The organism is Catenovulum sediminis, assembly GCF_007289895.1.
In the GTDB taxonomy this organism is placed as follows: domain Bacteria; phylum Pseudomonadota; class Gammaproteobacteria; order Enterobacterales; family Alteromonadaceae; genus Catenovulum; species Catenovulum sediminis.
Genome location: NZ_CP041660.1, coordinates 2021834 through 2039183, shown reverse-complemented (window position 1 = coordinate 2039183; position 17350 = coordinate 2021834). Strand labels below are relative to the sequence as shown.

12 protein-coding genes are annotated in these 17350 nt (G+C 40.8%); 7 read left to right on the top strand and 5 right to left on the bottom strand.

The annotated features are described in order from the left end of the window. Position 1: 1 nt before the first annotated feature. Positions 2–1030, bottom strand: a complete 1029-nt coding sequence (locus tag FNT16_RS08255) for a glycosyltransferase family 9 protein (protein ID WP_185976731.1) — start codon at positions 1028–1030, stop codon at positions 2–4. Between the two features lie 186 nt (positions 1031–1216). On the opposite strand from FNT16_RS08255, the gene waaA reads away from it, so the two are divergent. The 6 genes from waaA (at position 1217) to FNT16_RS08225 (ending at position 9179) form a co-directional block, all read left to right on the top strand. Beyond that, a complete protein-coding gene (gene waaA, locus FNT16_RS08250) occupies positions 1217–2551 on the top strand; it encodes a lipid IV(A) 3-deoxy-D-manno-octulosonic acid transferase (RefSeq protein ID WP_143871143.1) in 1335 nt (444 codons plus the stop codon). 107 nt (positions 2552–2658) lie between these two features. After that, entirely contained in the window at positions 2659–4419 is a 1761-nt protein-coding gene (locus FNT16_RS08245; protein WP_143871142.1) for a thiamine pyrophosphate-binding protein, read from the top strand. A gap of 223 nt (positions 4420–4642) precedes the next feature. Next, positions 4643–6718 (top strand): TonB-dependent receptor plug domain-containing protein, encoded by a 2076-nt coding sequence (locus tag FNT16_RS08240; protein WP_143871141.1) that lies wholly within the window; start codon positions 4643–4645, stop codon positions 6716–6718. An 11-nt stretch (positions 6719–6729) separates the two neighbouring features. Further along, entirely contained in the window at positions 6730–7539 is an 810-nt protein-coding gene (locus FNT16_RS08235) for a citrate synthase family protein (protein ID WP_143871140.1), read from the top strand. After that, positions 7523–8341, top strand: coding sequence for a citrate synthase family protein (locus FNT16_RS08230; protein WP_143871139.1), 819 nt, complete (start codon positions 7523–7525; stop codon positions 8339–8341). Before FNT16_RS08235 ends, FNT16_RS08230 begins: the two co-directional genes overlap by 17 nt. A 55-nt stretch (positions 8342–8396) precedes the next feature. Further along, positions 8397–9179, top strand: a complete 783-nt coding sequence (locus FNT16_RS08225) for a hypothetical protein (RefSeq protein WP_143871138.1) — start codon at positions 8397–8399, stop codon at positions 9177–9179. Positions 9180–9181: 2 nt separating this feature from the next. Here FNT16_RS08225 and FNT16_RS08220 read toward each other — a convergent pair whose 3' ends face one another. Together FNT16_RS08220 and FNT16_RS08215 are read right to left on the bottom strand one after the other, a co-directional pair. Next, on the bottom strand, positions 9182–10717 hold the full coding sequence (locus FNT16_RS08220) for a sensor histidine kinase (protein ID WP_185976730.1): 1536 nt from the start codon (positions 10715–10717) through the stop codon (positions 9182–9184). Between the two features lie 11 nt (positions 10718–10728). Then, positions 10729–11628, bottom strand: coding sequence for an ABC transporter substrate binding protein (locus tag FNT16_RS08215; protein ID WP_143871136.1), 900 nt, complete (start codon positions 11626–11628; stop codon positions 10729–10731). Between the two features lie 202 nt (positions 11629–11830). Here FNT16_RS08215 and rep point away from each other — a divergent pair, with 202 nt between their 5' ends. Further along, on the top strand, positions 11831–13840 hold the full coding sequence (gene rep, locus FNT16_RS08210) for a DNA helicase Rep (RefSeq protein WP_143871135.1): 2010 nt from the start codon (positions 11831–11833) through the stop codon (positions 13838–13840). Here rep and FNT16_RS08205 read toward each other — a convergent pair. Together FNT16_RS08205 and FNT16_RS08200 are read right to left on the bottom strand one after the other, a co-directional pair. Continuing rightward, positions 13807–16410, bottom strand: a complete 2604-nt coding sequence (locus FNT16_RS08205) for a sensor domain-containing phosphodiesterase (RefSeq protein ID WP_143871134.1) — start codon at positions 16408–16410, stop codon at positions 13807–13809. The two genes, rep and FNT16_RS08205, sit on opposite strands and share 34 nt — an antisense overlap. Positions 16411–16771: 361 nt before the next feature. Then, the gene (locus tag FNT16_RS08200; RefSeq protein ID WP_425456696.1) at positions 16772–17185 is read right to left on the bottom strand and encodes a c-type cytochrome; all 414 of its coding nucleotides are present in this window, start codon (positions 17183–17185) and stop codon (positions 16772–16774) included. Positions 17186–17350 lie beyond the last annotated feature (165 nt).

Sequence of the window (17350 nt, the reverse complement as noted above, 5' to 3'; positions counted from 1 at the left end):
TTTATAATTCGCTTATGCTTAGTTTGGCCGTTTGTCCAAGCAACCATTGCTGCGCATTCAACCATACATATTCAGGCGTAACCTGCCACATGCAGGTAAAAGCCCCCTGACAACTGGGTTTGCGCCTGCAAGGGGCACATTCTTGTTGTTCATATAAGACCTTAGCTGTTGGCGAGTTGGTAATTTTGTACGGAAAAGTTGAGCCAAAAATTGCCAAAGTAGGTGTTTGTTGAGCAATGCCCATATGTGTCAGACCGGTATCGACCCCGATTAATAGTTGAGCACTTTTGATAAGTGCCGCAGCTTGTTTTAGCGAGGTTTTACCCACCATATTGATGATTTTTTCAGGCTGCTTGATACCCTCTAACAGGGTTTTACTAGGTTCGAGATCACCGGGTCCACCTAAAACAACGGTTTGTGCTGGTTGCTTAGCTAAGTATTGATTGAACAGGGTATGCCAATGTTGGTCAATCCAGTGTTTTTGCGCTCGAGTGGTAAATGGACATATCACAATATAAGGTAAATTGGGCTCTAGGCCATGTTCAATTAAGGTTTGCTGACTCGCTTTTATGTCTGCAGCATCAACCGGCATAGACATAAAAAATTGTTGCGTATCTAGCTTTAAATAGTTGGCCAGATCTCGATATTCTGAACATATTTCAGGATCATCCGGCAAACGCTCAACAAGCTCAGTCATCAAATATTGACTACCTTCCTTTGAGCCTAAACCAACCCTTTGTTGAGCACCACTGAACCATGCCCATAAACCACTTTTTAATAAACCTTGAGCATCTATCGCTAAATCGATATCTTCGCGTTTTAATGCTTTTACAAAAGCCGAAACCGCTTTAAAACAGCGAATGTATTGTTTTTTTTTCCACATTGATTTCCATTCATCTCGCGGTAAAACGATCAGCTTGTCAATCAATGGATGACCTTTTAATAAAGACGCCGCCACCGGCTCTGCTAACCAAATTAAGCGACTATTTGGATATTTATTTTTCAATGCGGGCAAGATAGCGGATGCCATAATTGCATCTCCTATCGCGCTCAATCTGATAAATAATATATTTTGTGGAGGTATCGCCATTCGGTTGCTCGAATTTTAAAAACTGAGCGTCAAAAATACTTCATCTTTATTTCACTCAAATGACACTACAGCTGCATAAACTTTTTCGTATGGAATTGCCCATTGACGACGCTTCCGGATTAACATATGACTCACTTTATTTATAATCAATTGATGCGTGTTTTGCTGCCATTTATGTTACTGCGGCTAAAACGCAAATCCAGAAAACAACCTGAGTACGGAGTGCGCTGGGATGAGCGACTAGCACGTAAAAAAATAACAGTAAAAAGCGGCGGTGTGCTTTTTCACGTGGCATCGTTAGGTGAGGCGATAGCCGCAACGCCGATAATTAGCGCGTTTATTCAGCAAAACCCGAATACGACGGTTACGGTCACCAGCACAACGCCCACGGGCTCACAACAAATCAAACAAACTTTTAGTGAACACACGCAAGTCACCCATTGCTATCTACCTTTTGACCTCCCCATCATTCAACGTCGCTTTATTGATCAAATAAAACCCAGTGTACTCGTTTTAATGGAAACAGAACTTTGGCCAAATTTAATTCACCACGCTAAACGCATTAACTGCCGGGTGATGGTGATCAATGCACGAATGTCTGAGCGCTCTGCTAAAGGCTATCGAAAGTTTGCAAAATTAACCTTTAATATGATGCAAAAATTAGATTTAGTCGCTGCACAATTTGATACAGATGCTAAACGTTTTTTACAGTTGGGCTGTCGACCCGATCGCATTAAAATAACCGGCAATATTAAATTTGATACACGGCTCAGCCCTAGCGAACAACAAAACATCAGTCAATTTGTCCAAAACTGGCAATTACAACAACCAGTATGGTTAGCTGCTAGCACTCATCCGGGAGAAGAAACGCAAATCTTGCAAACCCATAAGTCGTTAGTTAAAAAATTTCCCGATTTACTTTTGATTATCGTCCCTCGACATCCAGACAGATTTGCCCAAGTTTACGACGAGTGCAGAACATACTTTGCCACAGAACGTAAAACACAAATCGCGGATAAACCTAACGCGAACACTCAGGTCATCGTTGGCGATACATTGGGTGAAATGGCTTACTATATCGCCCTTGCAAACATGGTTTTTGTGGGCGGGAGCTTAGTAGAGCGTGGCGGTCATAACCCATTCGAGAGTGCCTGCCAGGAAAAAGCCATCTTACACGGCCCGCATGTTTTCAATTTTGAAAAAAGCTATCAAATACTTGCCGAATATCAAGGCTGTACTAAAGTTAACGATAAGTTAGGGTTGCAAACACAATTAGCTTATCTGATAACAAACAAGTCAGCACGCTTAGCATTGGCTTATCAGGCTAAGAGTTGTCAGCAAGCTTTTCAAGGTGCCAGTGAACATACAGTTCAATTGATTAATACTCAGTTAAATATTGCTCACAAAGCAGCCCTACGTCGAGAACAGTTTACAACTAGTAAGCGACGCGTATACAATTGACCGGCAATTATTTTCCGCAAATAGTCAAAAGCGGCAAGTAATTGCCGCACAGAATTCCAATAAAGTGTATTCGTAACTAAGTAAAATAATAAGGCGATTGACCAGCCATGTCTGAAGTAAAGTCGACTAGCATTAGTTTTGCAGATTTAATTCTCCACTATTTAGAAAAATTAGGTGTCGAATATGTTTTTGGTGTGCCCGGCGGTGCGATTGAGCCCTTATACAATGCGTTAGCCATTAGTGAGCGCCGCGGCGGTATTAAGGCGATTGTCGCCCGACATGAATGCGGCGCTGCGTTTATGGCAGATGGATACGCCCGAGAGACTGGCAAACTCGGTGTCGTCTGCTCAACAACTGGCCCAGGTTCAACCAATTTAATTACAGGGGTCGCTTCAGCGCACTCTGACAAAATTCCAATGTTGGTGATTACTGCACAAACACCGCTCCCCAAGTTTGGTCGCAAGTCTTTACAAGATTCATCCTGCGCAGCCATTGATGTGGTCTCTATGTTTCGTCACTGCACCTCGTTTAATACACTTATCAGCCACCCGCAACAAGTTGAAAACAAGTTAATATCCGCCATTATGAATGCAATGCGCACCCCGAAAGGCACGGCCCACATAAGTATTCCATCTGATATTTTGCGGGCAGAAGTATACTTTCCAAGTGATCTAAAAGCTGCGCGATTAACACAAGATTTTTCGTTATCTGATTACGAATCGCTGGATCAATTATGTCAGGAACTAGCACATGCCAATCAAGTCGCCTTGTTTTTAGGTGATGGTTGTCAGCATGCTGGAAAACTCATTCAAGAATTTGCCGAATTAATAAATGCGCCATTTGTGACAGGCCCAGTGGGTAAAAGGTGGATAGATGAAACACATCCACTGTATCGCGGCGTTTATGGTTTTGCAGGTCACGAAAGTGCGAAAAAAGTGATTCATAATGATGAGCTAGATTTAGTAATAGCGATCGGCGCTCAGTTGGGAGAATTGGGTACCAGTGGTTGGTTAGAAAGCCCATTATTGTCCAGTAAGCTGATTCATGTTGATTCGACACCTGAACATTTTACCCGCTCGCCAATGGCGCGCCTACACGTTTGTGGTAAAATTACGGCAATCATGAAACGCCTTATCGACAGTGTAAATACTGCGCAAAAATGGGGACGAGATTGGCCAGGTTTATTAACCGAAGCCATTCCTCAGCCAAACTGCTTTGGCAGCAGATCGGTGTTAGCAGAGCCTGAAAAGTGCCTGTCCAATGCTATCCCTTTAAAACCTCAACGACTATTTTCTGAGCTCGCTAAAAACTTACCCGAAAACACTCGGATGCACATTGATGCCGGCAATGCTTGGTCATGGGCAACCCACTATTATCAACGTAAAGATACCAATGGATATTATCGTATCGCAATGGGATTCGGCTCTATGGCGTGGGCAATATCTTCAGCGATAGGCTCTGCTTTTGCGACAAAATCGGAACCCACGATTTGTGTAACTGGCGATGGCAGTTATTTAATGAGTGCGCAAGAAATTACGGTTGCTGCTCAGCACAATTTACCCGTTGTATTTTTAATTTTAAATGATGCCGCTTTGGGTATGGTAATGCATGGCCAGCGGCTTGGAAATGCAGAAAAAATCGGTTTTAAATTAAATACAATTAATTATGCTCAAATGGCAGAAAGTATGGGTTTAGAAGGGATTGTTATTACAAATGCTGATGAACTGGTCGAAATTGATTGGCATCGTTTATTTAGCAAAACACAACCCACACTATTGGATGTTAGAATTGATCCGGAAGAAATACCCCCTATGGGTGAACGTGTAAAAGGGTTGGCTAACAAAGGCTCGGCAACACCGGGTGGGTAATAAAAGCAAGGCTAACCAAATAGTAAAATACTGTTCAGTAGTGTTCAGAATTAACACCTTGCATAGTATCATGTTAATGCCGCATAAATTTTTGTTTAGAAAACATTCGTTTTGACGACTGGCGCTAAATTTAATAGCTGAATGCTTGTTTTTTATAAAAAACAAGCTAGTCTGAGTGCTAAACAAAAATAAAAGCATAATTAAATCAGTAACGGAATTTTCTATGTTCAAAACAACTTACTCTTTGTTTTGCCTTACTTGCGCTCTTTCTTATCCGGCTTTGAGTAATGAACCTTATGCTGAAATGGGATTCAGCTTAGAAGATTTTTATGGTGATGAAGAGTTCATCAGCATTGCCACTGGTACCAAAAAGCCTATTTATAAAGCGCCCTCTGTGGCCAGCATTATTACCAGCGACGATATCAAAGCGATGGGCGCAAACACAGTACACCAAGCGATTGAATCCGTTACTGGCATTCACGTATACCCTTCTAAACTGAATCGAATGAATCCATCTTATTCTATTCGAGGCATTCATACTGACCAGAACCCACAAGTATTAGTGTTAGTCAATGGAATGCGCACAACTTACGAGTTTACCGGTGCAAAATGGAATATTTTTGATGTTGGTGTCAATATTATTGACCGTATTGAAATTATTAAAGGCCCGGGTTCAGCTGTTTATGGCGCTGACGCATTCTCAGGTGTTATTAATATCATCACTAAAGGCACTGATTCTATCTACAAAAATGAAGTCGGTGCAAAAGCCGGATCATTTAACACCAAAGCGAGCTGGTTTAACTATCAGTCAGAATCGGGGGACCTCAAATACAGTGCAAATGCTCAGTGGCAAAGAACCGATGGAGACTCAAGCAGAATTATCGACAGCGACTTTTTAACGCTCTTGGGTTTATCCGACCTTTCTCTTGCGCCAAGTGCTTTAGATACTCAGCATAAATACCTAGATGTGCATTTGCAGGCAGAATACCAATCCTTTTATGCGAAGTTATGGTACCTTGATATTGAAGGCGGAACCGGTGCGGGTGCTGCCCAAGCACTTTCTAATAACGATTTAACCAGAAGCGAACAATTCTCAGTCTCCCTGGGTTTTCAAAAACAAGTGACGGATAATCTGCATCTACATTTTTCTTCCTTTTTACAGGATTACGAATCACTTACTCGCTTTCAAATTTTCCCACCGGGTTATCAAGACGGCAATGGAACCACCTTTACCCAAGGATACATTGGCGCACCTGAACTCTACGATACCAATTATGGTGCTAAGCTAACCGCCTTGATATCAAGTTCAAGTTCACATGAAATCAGAGCTGAGGTTGGGTTTAAATACAGTTATGAAAAAACCGATGAATATAAAAACTTTGGTCCAGGGGTACTGGAAGGCAATGAAACAACGCAAGATGCTAGATTGACCAGTTTGCGTGGTACCGAACATATTTTCATTGGTGATAACGCTCGAAAACTGAGTTATATTTCTGTGCAGGATGAGTGGAATCTCGCCAATGATTGGACGTTAACTTCCGGTATAAGATACGATAATTACTCAGATTTTGGCTCTACCATCAACCCGCGAGTCGCATTGGTGTGGCAAACCAGCTACAACCTAACCTCTAAATTTTTATATGGTAGCGCGTTCAGAGCCCCTTCTTTTGGCGATCTCTATTCAAAAAATAACCCAGTTTTACTGGGTAACCCAGAATTACGACCAGAACAAATTGATACATATGAACTGGCATTTGATTACCGCCCTACATTTGATACCCAAATCTTACTAAGTTTGTTTTCTTATCAAGCAACTGACTTGCTAGAATACCAGCCGAACCCAGATGGCACAGTACAATTGCAAAACTCACAACAACAAGATGGCTATGGTTCAGAGTTTGAATTTATCTGGTCTCCTGTTACGGCTGTCGACTTAAAGTTTGGCTATGCTTGGCAAAAATCAGAGTTTACCAACGGCACTGATATCGCTGATGCCCCGCAGCAACAATTGGATGCGACAATCCAATGGCAGATTAATGATGAACTGCAGCTTTACTTAGATTCATATTGGATTATGTCCAGAGAAAGAGCTTCCGGCGACAATAGAAATTCAATCGATGACTACAACTGGACAAATTTAAACCTGAATTATACCTTTAATGACCGCACAGACTTTACACTTACCGTTAGAAATTTATTTAATGTAAATGCTTTTGAACCAGCAGGTACAAGAATCCAAAATGATTTCCCACTCGAAAGCAGAGGTTTCTGGCTCACTGCAAAATATTATCTTAAATAAGAAAAAGCTTAATGGCACAAAGCACACCAACAGATAAAAAAGGATTTTTATATAGTAAAAAACAAGAAACTCAAATCTGTTATGAAAAACCAGCGGCAGATAACCCTTATCTGACAGAAAAACGATATTTATTCGGTTACGATCACGAACAGTTATGCAATCAAGTCAGCTATGTTGAGCAGCTATATTTATTGATAAAAGGAGAGCTGCCAAATGTGGAACAAAGTAAACTTCTCAATTACATAATGTCTGCCTTACTCAACCTAGGTCCGAGAGAACCATGTATAGCTGGTTCGATGACAGCAGCCATCAGTAAGTGCAGAACTGAGCATATTTTACCCATTGGTTTACAGTTAGCGGGGGGGGAGCACAACGGAGCAATAACAGTTGCTCAATGTACACATTTTTTACAGCAACATAAATTTACCGCAGTTCAACCAGTTGTAGATATTATTAAAACAGGAATATCGCAACAAAACAGTTCGCAAAATTTTGGCTTTGGTCAAAGCTTTGGAGATGTAGATCCAATTTTTCAGCGACATTTTGCCCAATTATTACACCTTCTTCCGCACAACGAATTTTTACTTTGGTGCGACAAACTGCGTCTTGCTTTACAAGCTGAAAATTTAGGTTTACTGCCGACCTCTTTTGCTGCTATCGGTCTAACTTGCTTAGAAATCGGCTCTCGAGAAGCACTAGGTTTATACCAATTAATGGTTGCGCCAGGCATATTAATGCATGGTCTGGAACAAACCCACAAACCCATCACTTCAGCCCCTCTATTGGAAGATGAGCAGTATTATTATGAAGCAAAAAAATAAACTCACTGAATATTGGGACAGCAAGAGAAATAAGATTTCAACAGACATAGGTAAATGGATAGGCGGTCAGGAAGTTTATATCCGAAACCATCCTTTGTTTGCAGAGTTATTTATGCAATATTCCTATATGCAGATCCAAGTCCTCAATGTCACTGGCAAACTTATCAGCAAAGAGTTGGCAACTTGGTTAGAAAATAACTTTATGTGTATGAGCTATCCTGATGCGCGTATATGGTGCAATCAAATTGGCGCTTTAGCCGGCATGAATGCTACCTCCCCTAGTGCAGCAATAACAGCAGGTGTGCTAGCAGCGGATTCACGAGCTTATGGAGGCAGTTTAACCACAAAACTCGCGATGGCGTTTATTCAACAGGCGGTTAATAAAATAGCAATGGGGCAGCCCGTTGAGCAACTTATTGCCGAGGCACCTATTAAACATGGCAAACCCGCTATTGTAGGTTATGTCCGACCAGTTGATAAAAAAGATGAACGAATCTTACCGCATCAAAGAATGACAGAAAATTTAGGATTTAAAAAAGGCCCTCATTTACGCCTGTCTGAGCAACTTTCTACTTTCCTTGAGGCTGAGTATGGAAGTGGCATTAATATCGGTGGTTATACGGCAGCGTTTTTATCCGACCAAGGGTTTACACCAGAAGAAGGCTATCAAATTAAAGCACTATGTGTCGCCAGTGGCGTAGCTGCATGTTTTAGCGACAACGTAAATCACAAAAAACATGAGTTTTTACCTAAGCGCTGCGAAGATATTCGTTATACTGGCCCCCAAATTAGAAGCTTATAAAGTACATACACCGCTATTTTTACATTCTCAACAAAACGAATAAGGAATAATAAGAATGAAAAGCCTATTACTTATCTCTGTTGCCCTATTATCATTCAAGGTGTTTACGGTAAATGCGCAATCGGATATCACGCCCGATTTCAGCAATCCAGTAGTCGGTTTGATTGGTGCCAGTTATGTCGACCCCGAAGCCCCTATTGGCAATACATCCGGCTTAACCAGCTTAAACGGTGCTTCTTACCGCGGTATCGCAGACTATTTGAAAGGCACTACGATTCACAAGGCTGGAGGGCTGGTGTATCGCGAAAATGCGCAAGGAGGAGCTACATCAGATGGTGCGAATGGCTTTAAAACCATGCTGCAACAAGCGCAAGAACTGGTTGAACATACAACGATGTGGTCTGATGGCAGCCATATGAAAGCTGTAGTACTTTTCCAGTTTAACGACTGCAAACACACTTTAGCGGGCTTGTGTCCAACACAAGCCGAGGTGTTAGCAGGCCCAGTTGCAAATACGTTGGATACAATTGCATATCTGCAAAGCCAAAATGTTAAAGTATTTGTTGTCAAAATGCCAAGTTATGAACAATTAGATTTAGCCTTAACAGAATCCATTTTTTCCGCAATTATACCGGACTTTAAAACGGCAAATGAGGCGCAATACCAATTAATTCAAACCAGTTACGAAGATTATATTTATAACGAAGACGGTGTAACCGTAATTGAAGCTTGGAAAACATTTGAGCATATTGGTGATGGTTTACACCCAAACCATAAAAGCAAAGCAACAGCTGCTAAAATTATCAATAAAACACTGGAAAAAGCGTTACTCAGATAAAGTCATAGCGGCAAAGTTAAAGTAAAAGTTGTACCTTCACCAACACGGCTTTGTACTGTAATTTCGCCGCCTAATAAACGCGCAAACTTTTGACTGATGGCAAGCCCAAGCCCTGTTCCTTCAAACTCTCGTGAGCTGCTACCTTTTTCGCGTTTCGCATTTTGCCCAACTTGCCTAAATTCATCAAATATTTCGTCCAGCTTTTCTGCCGGAATACCTTTGCCAGAGTCAACCACTTTAATTGAATACGAATGCTCATCGACCTCATATTCTAAACTTATAGTGCCATTATTGGTAAATTTACAGGCATTACTTAGCAGGTTAATCAAAATTTGTTCTAGCTTATTTTTATCTGATTCAACAAACAACTCTATTGGGTTTTGTGGGCCAACAAATAAGTTATTGTTTTTGTCTAATAAAGGAGAAATAGTATCAACAGCATTGGCAATTGAAGCTTTTAATTCAATGGTTGTGAATTTTACATCCATTCGACCAGCTTCTACCTTAGACAAATCTAATATGCTATTTATGAGTGACAACAATCGCTCTGCATTGCGCTGCACCTTGCCTAAATCTCGGGTATACATGTCCATACCGTCCATTTCGAGTTCTTCTCGAACCAAATCGATATAACCAATAATAGCTTGAATGGGAGTTCTTAATTCATGGGTCACATTTGCTAAAAAAACTGATTTATGCCTGGATGCGGTTAGTGCAGAATCTCTCGCTTCGACCAACTCATGGGTGCGTTGCTTAACTTCATATTCTAACTGGTCGCGATGACTTCGTAATTGTTCATCCTGATCGTCTAGTGTTTTCATTAGGGTATTAAATGCATGTGACATCTGGCGTATTTCTTTGGCTCCCTGCACTTTTATTTGCAAATGCTGACTAGATTGCTCAGCCTGTTCCATAATATCAGCCAAGTGATTAATTGGCCGAGTTATCCTATTTACAGTGATATCAACTAATATAACCAAGATAAATGCAACCACAGCACTGATTAAAAATGTTGCGACAAAAATATCACGCGAAGTCGTTATCAGCGTTTGTTTGCTGAGCTTTACAAACACTATCCCAAGTTGGCTTTGTTTTTGCTGGTCATACTCACCTAATCCTAGATCACCTTGCTGAATATTTACAACCTCCCAAAACCAAAAGAAATTGTCATCTTCTTCATATCCACTGCTTTGGTCATGCGTGTGGTGACTGTTTAAAAAATCGATATCAATATGTTGGTTGGCAATCACTTGTTTATCCGCATCCAGCACAGCAGCGCCAATCACAGATTTAAAGCCCATTACCTGTCCGATAGCATCTTCTGCATTATCGTGACTCGCGGTCAACAAAGCTAATAGGCCTTGCTCTGCAAGGCCTGAAGTGGCTTGCATTGCATCTTCAACGATCAGTTCTCTAAGTTTAATAGAGCTGACCCAAGCGGTTAAGCTACTCCCCGCGAGACTCACAACAATAATACCACCAACAACGTACGTCATTAATTGGCGGCGAATACTGGATTTTGGCGATAAGTACTTCAATAATATTCTAATCATCTTTCGGGTAAAATTATATTGAACTGCTCTTTTTCTTGACTTGTGTATGTGATACCAAGGTGTTTAGCAGTTCGTAAGTTAACAGCCAATAAAATATGACTCATCGGCAATAATGGAATGGTTTTATCGTTATTGTGCAACATGTTACCCAGCTGTTTACCCAGCTCATAATTATCGGGATAAAATGAAAACAACGCCCCTCGTTTAGCGTGCGTCGGGATGCTGGAAAATAACACGAATTTCTTTTCCCATGACGCCTTTAACACCATAGGCAATATGACTTTTTCATGCATTGCGACTGTATCAATAGGCAACCAAATCGCATCTTCAGGCCCTAACTGACCTTGCACGCTAATTTTATGGTAGGTTTGTACCGATTCTTTTAAATTATTAACAACATGAATATGGGGTTTGAATTTTGCGGTTTTTGAAATTTGTTCTAGTAATTCAGCGATCCAACGATTCTGTTCACTGACAATTAAATAGACATTTTTAACATTCGGAGCAACCAAATTAAGCTTTTTAATGACCTGAGCCGGCGCGGTCATCATGCTAACGCCACCAAATGTCCCGGGTGTTGAAGGATACGCCCCAACCACTAACGAAAATTGCGCGGTTAGTCCACTCGCAATACTATAACCACGTGAGCCTAACAAAACAATACGCGATACATCGTCACTTTTTAGCTTTTTAATAAGCGAAGGGACATCAGTATCACTACCCAACGCAACGCCTTGAACCTGGCTTTGGCTGCTTTCTTTTACGCCACTACGGATCTGTTCAAAAATTGAGAGATAGGGTTCCCGCACGTCTGGGTACAAAACAGCAGTAGGTGCGGCCATCACACTTTTAATTTGTGTGATAAAAAAAAATAGTAAACTTACGCTGCGCCACATACTGTGTATCAAATCCCTTCAGCCAGAAAATAATCAATAAAAAGAATATTGTGCTTTAATTGTAACGCAACGCAATCATTAAATACTATGAAAGAAAGCGTTATTTATAAAGTTTTCTGATTTATTCAATTTTTTTGCGCTTAACAATGAGAATGAATACAATCCTGCACGCATTTAATATATTCAGTCAAACAGGCAAAGCATGAAATTAAACCCAGCTCAAGCTGATGCAGTAAGCTATGTTACCGGTCCGTGTCTAGTTTTAGCCGGTGCTGGTAGTGGTAAAACGCGTGTAATTACCAATAAAATAGCGCATTTGGTGACCCAATGTGGTTATAAAGCCAATCAAATTGCGGCTGTGACCTTTACCAACAAAGCGGCCAGAGAAATGCGTGAACGGGCCACTGCAACTTTACCCAAAGGGGCTGGCCGGGGTCTAATGGTTTCAACGTTTCATACATTAGGCTTAAACATCATCAAAAGAGAGTACAAAACGCTGGGCATAAAACAAGCATTTAGCCTGTTTGACGATCAAGACACCTTTGCTTTACTCAAAGCGCTGACCGAAAAGCAATTGGACGGTGACAAGGACTCTCTTAAAGCGCTACAAAATAAAATTTCAGCATGGAAAAACGAACTCATTTTACCGCCGCAAGCCATCGCTAAAGCAAATGACGAGCAATCTCGCTATTTCGCACAGTGTTACCAAAATTATCAAAAACAAATGACAGCCTACAATGCGTTTGATTTCGACGACCTGATTTTGGTGCCCACGCTTTTACTAAAAACCAATGAGGATGCTCGTAACCGTTGGCAACGAAAGATCCGCTATTTATTAGTGGATGAATATCAAGATACAAACACCAGTCAGTATGAGCTAGTCAAACAAATTGTCGGATCTCGTGGCTTATTTACAGTCGTTGGCGATGATGACCAGTCAATTTATAGTTGGCGGGGGGCAAAACCTCAAAACTTGGTTTTATTACAAACTGACTTTCCGCGTCTTAAGCTAATAAAGTTGGAACAAAATTACCGTTCAGTGCAACGCATTTTGAATGCCGCCAATATTTTAATTGCCAACAACCCGCATGTTTACGATAAATCACTTTTTAGTGAAATGGCATATGGTGAACCAATCAGAATATTGTTTGCAAAAGATGAAGAAAACGAAGCTGAAAAAGTCATTTCTGAATTGATAGCACATAAATATATGCGGCGCAGCAATTACGGTGATTATGCAATCTTGTACCGCGGAAATTTCCAATCTAGGGTGTTTGAAAAAGCTTTAATGACTAACCGCATCCCATATAAAATCAGTGGCGGAACATCCTTTTTTTCCCGTAGTGAAATCAAAGATATTATGGCGTACCTGCGGCTATTGGTAAATCCGGATGACGACAATGCATTTCTACGAATTGTCAATGTTCCCAAAAGAGAAATAGGCCCAGCAACACTTGAGAAGCTCGGCCAACTGGCGAATGAAATGCATGTCAGCTTATTCTCTGCTGCCTTTGAAGGTAAACTCGAACTTGTATTAAGTGGCAAAAAACTGCAAAACCTTCAACAGTTTTGTCGTTGGATGGTAGAGCTGGATGACAGAGCGCAACGCGGTGATGCCTTATCAGCAGTGCGCGATTTAGTCAAAGGTATTCGCTATGAGGAGTTTTTATATGAAACCTCTCCAAGCGGCAAAGCGGCCGAAATGCGAATGAAAAACGTCAGTCAGTTATTTAGCTGGATTAGTGGAATGCTTGAAGGCGGCGAAGATGAAGACCCTCTCACACTAAAAGAAGCAGTTAACCGCCTAACCTTAAGAGATATGATGGAGCGTGGTGAAGATGAAGCAGAGGCCGATCAAGTACAATTGATGACTTTACATGCTTCAAAAGGATTAGAGTTTCCATATGTATTTTTAGTGGGCGCAGAAGAGGGTTTATTACCTCACCAATCCAGTATTGACGAAGATAATATTGAAGAAGAGCGACGATTAGCTTACGTGGGTGTCACTCGCGCGCAAAAAGAACTTATATTTACCATGGCCAAAGAACGCAGGCAATTTGGCGAAGTTCTCAAAACAGAGCCGAGTCGCTTTTTATATGAAATGCCGCAAGACGACCTTGTATGGGAACGACAAAAAGCAAAAGTTTCCCAACAAGAACGCCAGCAAAAAGGACAAGCTCACATTGCTAATTTACGGGATTTATTAAAATAATAGTCTTGTGCTTTAAACAAATCTTCACGCGAAACGGTCGCTGCAAGCAGCTGACCCTGAGCAAATACGCAACCTGTTTGAATGGCTGTTTCGCGCATCGCTTCGTTTTCAATACCTTCGGCGATCACAATAAATCCCTGTTCTTGGCCAATTGCAACTAAGTGGCTGGTATATCGACGCTTGGCAATCGAGTTTTCCGCATCTTTAATTAAGCGCTCGTCAACTTTGACAAAGTCAATTTCACCACTAAATAACAGTCCCATACTGCCTGATTCAGAACCAAAATCATCTAATGCGACGCGCGCACCACATTGTCGTAAGCGCTCAAAACCGCGAATACATAGCTCAACTTCAGTTAATCCTTTTTCTGCAAATTCTAAGATTAATCCGTATGAATCGCTTTTTAACTCTGACAAACTATCACATAAAGCTTGCAGGGCTTCATCATCATATAAAGTCGCACTACTGATATTAACCGACACCAATGCTTTATCTTGTGAGCTCTCTCTTTGTCTTAGATATTCACATGCATGCTTTAACGCTATCGCATCTATCTGTTGAATTAAGCCCGTATCCTGCGCCATCGGAAGAAAGTCTACTGGCTTTAATACCCCTTTTTCTGGATGGTGCCAGCGCACTAATGATTCAACCGCAGCTACTTCACCGGTTTGCAGGTTTATAATCGGCTGGAAGACAAAGTCTAAACTTTCATCTTTTAGCGCCTTGCGCAATTCAGTTTCCTGATTCAATAATGCAACTAACTCAAGGTGCAAGCTTTGATCAAATACGACATAGCGGCCTCGCCCTAAGTTTTTAGCACGATACATTGCCGTATCCGCATCTCTTAGCACATTGGTTGGTTTATCATATTTTTGTTCAGCCCCGGTTATACCGATACTACAGCCGGCATACAATTCAAAACCATCTATTTCAAAAGCTCTGCTCAGCGCTTGAATGATTTGACAAGCAACAGCCTGCGCTTTTTCTATCCCTGCATTACGTTGCTGAAGCAGAATAACAAACTCATCCCCGCCTAATCGTGCCAATACATCATTTTGTGACAGGCTACTTAGAATACGCTGACTCACTTCGACTAAAAATCGATCGCCCACTAGGTGGCCAAAAGTATCGTTTATCAACTTAAATCTATCTAAATCAATAAATAACACACTATACTGATAGTTTTTATCCATTGTTGCACAAGCAACAGCATGCATTAATTTACGGTTAAACAGTTGACGGTTTGGCAAACCGGTTAACGTATCATGATTTGCATCATGGTATAGTTTATCTTGTGCCTTTTTACGCTCTTCAATTTGTAGTTGCAGATCAGCATTGGCGTCATGTAAATCTTGAGTTCTTTGATAAATCGTGTTTTCCAATTTATCATTGGCACTTAAGATAGCTTGTTGCGATTCCCAACGTTGTAGCATTAACTTAAAATGCGTTGCTAAAAAGCCCAGCATATCTGCATCTTTCACTAAAAAGTCACCCGACTTCAGCGGCTTCACAAGCACCAATAGCAAACAAGACTGCTCATCTACTTTAACAGGCGCACTTAACCAAGAGCGTTCAAGTAATGCTTTCTTTTGTTCTCCATTGGCAATCATCGCATTGAGCGCAATCAGTTGTTGAATCTCTTTCGGACCAAAAACCATAGACTGTGGATCTAAAACGAGATACTCGTTTATAGGTTGATATTTTCTTGATATATCTTCCAACGTCATCGCATTTGCATTCGGAAAACGCCATGTGCTGGTGTTGCGGTTATATTGGATAAAATAGTGCCCTTGCTCAAAAATATTCACTAAAATATCGCTAAATTTGTGGTAAAGAAAATCAAGAGGTTTGCTAAAGTCATGCGTTTCTGCCAATTCAAGTAATAACTTATGACCTTGCTGATATTTTCGGTGCTGGTTGACTTCCGTTTTAAGCTTTTGATTAGTCTGAAACAAAGCTTGCGTGCGGCTCGTGATTTCTCGTTCCATTTGTTTTTGCCGTGTCACTCTGTCTATTGCATGTGTGACATGCAATGACAAGAGTTCTAAAGCTTTTAAATCATCTTCTGAAAAGACAACCTCATCACTATAACTTGCAATCACAAGTGCGCCAATATCACCATTTTCTCTTTGTAAAGTTACCCCTAACCAACTTGTCGCGGGTGCGCCTAACTCGATGATTTCACCCGAGTCAACAAGCTGGTTGTACATTTTCGCTGTGCATAACAGGGATGTTTTTTCCCTTAACAAATAACCTGTTAGCCCCATATCTATAACAGAATCTGGGATCAATGGCTTGTTTAAAACACCATCTTGAGAGGCATAATATGGAAATTCATAAGTTTGGCTGAGGCTATTACGAAATATAATAAAAAGGTTCGGAGCCCTAACCAAAGAAGCAATAATTTCATGCAATTGAAAATAAAAATGTTCCAGATCATTAGCGGTACTAACCGAATCTGCAATCTCCAGCATCGCCGAATGGACTCTTTCAACTTGCTTTTTTAACCCAAGCAATTTTTTGAGTTGCTTTACTTTATACGTTTGGCTCTTAGATTTATTATTCACCACGCGATAATCCAACTACGAAAATTTGTCCAACGGATATACATATAAGCGACCCACCAATTTAATTAACAATTAAAATATAGCAGAGCCTTTATAAAACGCTTAACCCGAGAGAAAATTTGTTAATTTATTATTAATATTAAAGCGAAATGGCCACAGCAAATAAGCTCTGTACGTATAATAGTGTTTACAACAGGGGGTGGCGTAAACGGGATTACAGAACAAAAAAAGACCAATTCGCCCAGTTTAACATGATAATAACGAATTTCCAGCGAATATTATTTAGACAATTATCTGTTGTGAAGCTAAAACGACAAAAGCCGCAAATGCGGCTTTTGTAAATATGAGTCAATTAGGATATCTGTTATATATCTGAAATCATATATTCAATGGCTGCTTTGATTTCATCATCTGAACAGTCCATACAAGTACCTTTAGGTGGCATTGCGTTAAAGCCGTTAATTGCATGGTCTAACATGGTATCAAAACCTTGTTCAATTCGAGCATTCCAGTCAGCTGCAACGTTGGGTTTTGGCGCACCCATAACACCAACACTATGACAGGCTGTGCAGCTGGCATTGTAGACCTGCTCACCAGATCGCGCGCCACCAGCACTCGCGGCACTTGCATTTTCACCCGCTACGTGAACTGAGCCGATAGGCTTAATGCGCTCTTTAATTGCTTCGTCACTCATATCAGCAGCAAAAACTGCTGGTACAAATGCGATGCAAGAGGCTAATAACCAGCCTGATAACTTAACCTTATTATTTAAACCCACAGAAATATCTCCGTTGTTTTTACAAATCTTGCAATTATATTTAAAAACTAAATATTGCTTTAGAATTGCGACAATTATACCCAAATATAACAACTCTTGTAGAGCGATTTTTAGCAAGTTAACAGCAATAACTAAAAAAGGCGTATTCAATGAATACGCCTTAGT

Excerpts from the sequence above, each read along its gene's own strand:
- FNT16_RS08225 (WP_143871138.1), top strand. The coding sequence starts at position 8,397 with ATGAAAAGCCTATTACTTATCTCTGTTGCCCTATTATCATTCAAGGTG.
- FNT16_RS08230 (WP_143871139.1), top strand. The coding sequence starts at position 7,523 with ATGAAGCAAAAAAATAAACTCACTGAATATTGGGACAGCAAGAGAAAT.
- FNT16_RS08240 (WP_143871141.1), top strand. The coding sequence starts at position 4,643 with ATGTTCAAAACAACTTACTCTTTGTTTTGCCTTACTTGCGCTCTTTCT.
- waaA (WP_143871143.1), top strand. The coding sequence starts at position 1,217 with ATGACTCACTTTATTTATAATCAATTGATGCGTGTTTTGCTGCCATTT.
- FNT16_RS08235 (WP_143871140.1), top strand. The coding sequence starts at position 6,730 with ATGGCACAAAGCACACCAACAGATAAAAAAGGATTTTTATATAGTAAA.
- FNT16_RS08215 (WP_143871136.1), bottom strand. The coding sequence starts at position 11,628 with ATGTGGCGCAGCGTAAGTTTACTATTTTTTTTTATCACACAAATTAAA.
- rep (WP_143871135.1), top strand. The coding sequence starts at position 11,831 with ATGAAATTAAACCCAGCTCAAGCTGATGCAGTAAGCTATGTTACCGGT.
- FNT16_RS08255 (WP_185976731.1), bottom strand. The coding sequence starts at position 1,030 with ATGGCATCCGCTATCTTGCCCGCATTGAAAAATAAATATCCAAATAGT.
- FNT16_RS08245 (WP_143871142.1), top strand. The coding sequence starts at position 2,659 with ATGTCTGAAGTAAAGTCGACTAGCATTAGTTTTGCAGATTTAATTCTC.